Source organism: Streptomyces acidicola (assembly GCF_009377235.1).
Lineage (GTDB): Bacteria > Actinomycetota > Actinomycetes > Streptomycetales > Streptomycetaceae > Streptomyces > Streptomyces acidicola.
On the sequence record NZ_VMNX01000414.1, the window covers coordinates 1 to 4,492 of the forward strand.

The 4,492-nt window shown below is 68.3% G+C and carries 3 protein-coding genes and 2 pseudogenes; 3 read left to right on the forward strand and 2 right to left on the reverse strand.

All coding sequences use genetic code 11. The annotated features are described in order from the left end of the window. The first annotated feature begins 42 nt into the window (after positions 1 to 42). A pseudogene (locus tag FPZ41_RS45070) lies at positions 43 to 474 on the forward strand (ATP-binding protein). 33 nt (positions 475 to 507) lie between these two features. Further along, positions 508 to 1,422, forward strand: a complete 915-nt coding sequence (locus FPZ41_RS45075) for an RpnC/YadD family protein (RefSeq protein ID WP_152870548.1) — start codon at positions 508 to 510, stop codon at positions 1,420 to 1,422. An 80-nt stretch (positions 1,423 to 1,502) separates the two neighbouring features. Here the strand turns inward: FPZ41_RS45075 and FPZ41_RS45080 are convergent, their stop codons facing one another. Both FPZ41_RS45080 and FPZ41_RS45085 read right to left on the reverse strand, forming a co-directional pair. After that, positions 1,503 to 3,119: a substrate-binding domain-containing protein gene (locus tag FPZ41_RS45080; protein ID WP_152870550.1), complete on the reverse strand. Its 1,617-nt coding sequence runs from the start codon at positions 3,117 to 3,119 to the stop codon at positions 1,503 to 1,505. A gap of 205 nt (positions 3,120 to 3,324) precedes the next feature. Beyond that, positions 3,325 to 4,032 carry an LAETG motif-containing sortase-dependent surface protein gene (locus tag FPZ41_RS45085; RefSeq protein ID WP_228023441.1) on the reverse strand — a complete coding sequence of 236 codons (708 nt, stop codon included), beginning with the start codon at positions 4,030 to 4,032 and terminating at the stop codon, positions 3,325 to 3,327. Between FPZ41_RS45085 and FPZ41_RS49275 the strand changes: the two are divergent. Beyond that, a pseudogene (locus FPZ41_RS49275) lies at positions 4,031 to 4,492 on the forward strand (hypothetical protein); the annotation flags it as partial. The gene FPZ41_RS45085 and the pseudogene FPZ41_RS49275 overlap by 2 nt on opposite strands.

Genomic DNA, 4,492 nt, shown 5'->3' on the forward strand with positions numbered 1-4,492 from the left:
CTGTGACCCACCACCCCCCTTCCGCCCGAACGGAGTTCACCCATGCCCGAAACCGAACCCCACACGCTCGGCGACCCCTGGGAGTACTGGCTCCACATCCCGAACGACCCCCGAGCCGTCACCATCAGTCGCCGCACCCTCCGGCTGATCCTCACCATGCACGGCCTGATCCGTCTCGTCGACACCGCCTAACTGCTCGCCACGGAGCTGATCTCCAACGCCGTACGCCACACCAAGGGCCCTGCCGCCCTCCGCGTCACCTGGAGGGACGGCGTCCTGCGCGTCGGCGCCTGGGATGCGGACCCCGAACCTCCGGAACCTCCATGCCCCTTGGACCGGCTCGCTGACCTGGACATCGAAGGAGGGCGCGGCCTCGCCCTCGTCCGCTCCTGCGCCGACCTGTGGGGCTGGCAGCCGCTGGCCAGGGGCGGCAGCCGGGGCAAGTTCGTGTGGTGTGACCTCGCCGCTGCGTAGCGCGTTGATCACGTCGGACAGAAAGGAGAGCTGATGGTCAGCTCGTTGCACGAATCGCTGCACCGGATCTTCCAGAAGGACCCCGCACTACTGACCCGTGCTCTGCAGGGCGTGTTAGGCATCCCCTTCCCCGAGCCGCGTGAGTTCGCGGGCATGAACGTGGATCTCACCGAGATCGAGCCCGTCGAGCGGCGTGTGGACACCCTGCTGCGGGCGGAGACGGACCAGGGAACGTACCTACTGGTCGTCGAGTCGCAGGGGGAGAGGGACGACAGAAAACGTGGAAGCTGGCCGTACTACCTCTCGTACTTGTACGAGAAGTACCGCTGCGAGCCGGTGCTCATCGTGATCACCCAGAACAGTGCCACGGCTCGCTGGGCGGCACAGCCCATCCGTCGAGGCTTTCCCGGCTGGGAATCGCTGACGGTACGGCCGCTCGTCCTGGGCCCGGACAACGTGCCGGTGATCGCGGACGTGCGGGAGGCTGAACGGGATGTACCTCTTGCGGTGCTCTCGGCGATGACACATGGGCGTGGCCCGCAGGCCGCCGCCATACTGGAACCCCTGGCAGCAGCCTTGCGGACCATCGATACCGACAGTGCTGCGGTGTTCGTGCAATTCGTCGATTCGTGCCTGGCCGACCCCCAGGCGCAACAGATCTGGAGGGACCTGATGACGGCGATGCAGTACTTCTGGCGGCACCCGCTCGCCGAGCAGGTGCGGGAAGAGGGCCGGGAGCAAGGCCTTGAGCAAGGCCTTGAGCAAGGCATTGAGCAGGAGCGGGCATCGATGGTCCTGCGGATCCTTGAGTGGCGCGGTATCGAAGTGCCGGAATCCGTTCGCGAGAGGGTGACGTCCTGCACCGACCTGGTGCGGCTCGACACCTGGGCCGAGCGTGCGGTCCATGCGAAGGACCCGGAGGATCTGTTCGGCGATGGTCAGACCTGACCCGGGGACGGTGTAGACGCCGTGCGCGGCAGGCTGACGGCCTGCCGTGACCCCGTTCAGGGCCCGGCCACCCCCATGGCTTAGTCGCCGTCACACCTCATCTCGTCGACCTTCGAGTCCCGCAGCTCCCGGCAGGGGAGGAAGCCCCGGCCCTCCAGGAGCTTGGACACTCCTCGGCTGCGCAGGAAGTCGAGGAAGTTCAGAGTCAGACCGGACGCGCCCTCGCGGGTGTAGAGGACCTCGGAGGCCCAGAAGGGGTAGTCGCCGTCGAGGACGTTGTCCTTGGTCGGGGGAGTGCCGTTGATCGGCACGGTCCGCACGTTGGGGAAGAAGGGCAGGGCGTCGGCCTCCGCGTACCCGATGGCGTTCTCGGTCCGGTTGACGTAGTCGAGCAGTTCCATCGTGGAGCTCACGGAACAGACTCCGGTTGAGCCGGTTGAGCCGGTTGAGTCGGTCGGGCCAGCGGTGCACGGAGGGGCCGACGTCGTGCCCTTTCCGCCGGTCACCCTCCCCTCGAAGGTGTCCCTGGTGCCCGAGCCGTGGTCCCGGACGACCGCCACGGGCGTTTCGGCGAGGCGCCCGTTCTCGTTGCGGAAGCCGCCTCCGGCGAAGATCTGCCCCAGCTGGTCCTGGGTCAGCCCCCGGTCCCAAAGGGACTGGCCGGGGCCCAGGTCCTGCGCGAGTGACTGGTTGGCGACGACGGCGAAGACGATCACACCGACGTTGTGGGCGCCGAGGCCCTTCTCCGGCTCCTGCCCGGCCACCGTGTCCACCATGGCGATGGTCTCGGCGGCCGTGTTCGAACGCAGTTCCTCCAGCCCCTTGCTACTGCCGTTCGCCTCCAGCACCACGTCCGTCTCGGGGCACTGCTCCTCGTACGCCTCCTTGACCTGGTGGGCGAGGGGAGAGAAGGCGGTCGAGCCCGTCACTGTGAGCCGACGGGCCTGGGAGCAGGTGGCGTCCAGCTTGAGGCTCTCGTTGTTGGCGTAGACCCCGGTGCCCAGGCTCAGGGCTGCGACGAGGGTCACGACGATTGCGGTGGCCAACCGGCGCCTGGCCCGCCCGGCGGTCTTCTTGATGCTGCCGCCTTTCAGCTTTCCGTCCGAGGTGATCTTGGGCGGCTTCGCCGAGGAACCGGCTCCGTCGTCCTCCAGTAGCACCAGGAGGCGGAACCAGTCGCGCCGGTTGAGGGTGAAGGCCGGCAGGACGATCGTGTCGGCCTGCCCACTCGGGGCTCGGACCGTGGCCTGCCTCACGCCGGAGCCGGTGTCGTCGGCCGGCTCTGCGTCCGCAGGCGCGGGCACCTGCGGACGCAGAGTCGCCTCCAGCGGCTCATCGGCGTCCCGCACCTTGAAGTGCACGACCCTCTTGCCCGTGAAGGTGAAAGCGAGAGGGGCGGCGAAGTGCTCCGGTTCGAGCGTCTGCACACCGGAGTTGCGCACCTCCAGCATGACCAGGCTGCCTTCGCTGATCTGGCGGCCCTGCCAGTGGATCTCCCACATGCCGGGCGGCGGCTGGTGGTTGATGTGCTTGTTGATGGGCCCGTTGTAGACCTCGCTCCAGCTGATGCGCCGCCACCCCTGGTACCGGTCCAGCCAGAAAGCCACGAGGCTCGCGCTCAGGGCACATACCAGGGCACCCGCCCACAGTTGCCCGTCGCTCAGCCCGTCGAAAAAGTCGGCGATCGTCTCGACCATCTCAAGTCCCCCTACTTGAGCACCGAATCAAGGGAACAGATGGTCGGTAGTCGACGCTTCAACAGCGTGAGAACCAGCCGTCCCGTACGTGAACGGGGCGCGAACAACGCCCCCGCATGCCCCCGCATCCCTTCCGAACGGCAGGCTTCTGGGCCGGCGCGTGTCCGGCGTCGGCCCAGGGGCCCGCGTCCGAGTCACGCCGATGTCACGCCTGGGCGTCACCGTTCCTGCGACGCCGTACCGCGATCACCGCGCCCGCACCGGCCACCACGGCCAGGCCGCCGATCGCGCCGATCACCGGGAGGGCGGACGACGAACCCGTCGCCGCGAGATCCCCGTTGACCGAAGGGCCGGACGTGGCGCTCTGCGAGGCGTCGGCGGTCGGCGTGGCGGTCTGCGAGGCGCTCGCGGTCGGCGCGGGCGTCGCGCTCGCTGTGGGAGAACCGCCGCCCTCCTCACCGTCGCCCTCCCCGCCGGAAGCGACCACGTCGAAGTTGGCCGATGTGGTCGTGCCGTCGGTGCAGTGCTTCTCCGGGTCCACGTAGGTGCCGCCGCCATCGGCGTAGGCGGAGCCGAGTGTGGCCTTGGCGTCGAGCCGCAGGCGGAACTTCAGGTCGGCGGACTCACGAGCGTCGAGGTTGGTGTAGTCGATGATGAGGCCGGTCTCGCGGTACTGGTTCTTGTCCTCTTCGCTCAGGCCCTCCCATGTGCCGCTGCCGGCGTCCCAGCGCTCGAGGTAGGCGTACTTCCACAGGTCCGCGTTCTCACTGGCCTGGCCGTTGTCGACGCTGACGCTCCCCTGGACCTCGCCGAGCGGTGTGCTGGTGGTGTTGGCCACGTTCAGGGTGAAGGTGTGCCAGCCGCCGCCCGCCGCGATCTTGCCGGGCAGTCCCTTGAGGCTGAGTTTGATCATGGAGAAGGGGCCGTTGCGGCAGGGCGTCGGCGATGCGGTGGGCTCGGCGCTCGACGGGTTGGAGGCGGCCGTCGAGGCGGAGGGTGACGCCTCCGCGGAGGGCGACGTGGATGCGGAGGGCGATGCCTCCACGGAGGGCGATGTGGACGCGGAGGGGGACGCCGACGATCCGCCGTCGGCGTGGGCGGCGGTCGTGGTCAGTAACACTGCCCCGATCGCGGAGATGGTGGAGATCGCGGCGGTTGCGGCGGTTGCCGACAATGTGCGACGCAGTTTCATGGTGGGTGGGTCCTTGTGGCGTGAGGGGGAGACGAGTCGGACGCATCTGTTTGATGCCGGGGACCCACGGTGCGTTGTAGGCGGTTCGGAGTGTTCGCGATGCGTTCAACGGGAGTTCAAGGGAGGTGGGTTTGAACGGAGGGAGTTCGAACGGGGCCGTCCCCCCCCGCCCGTATACGGC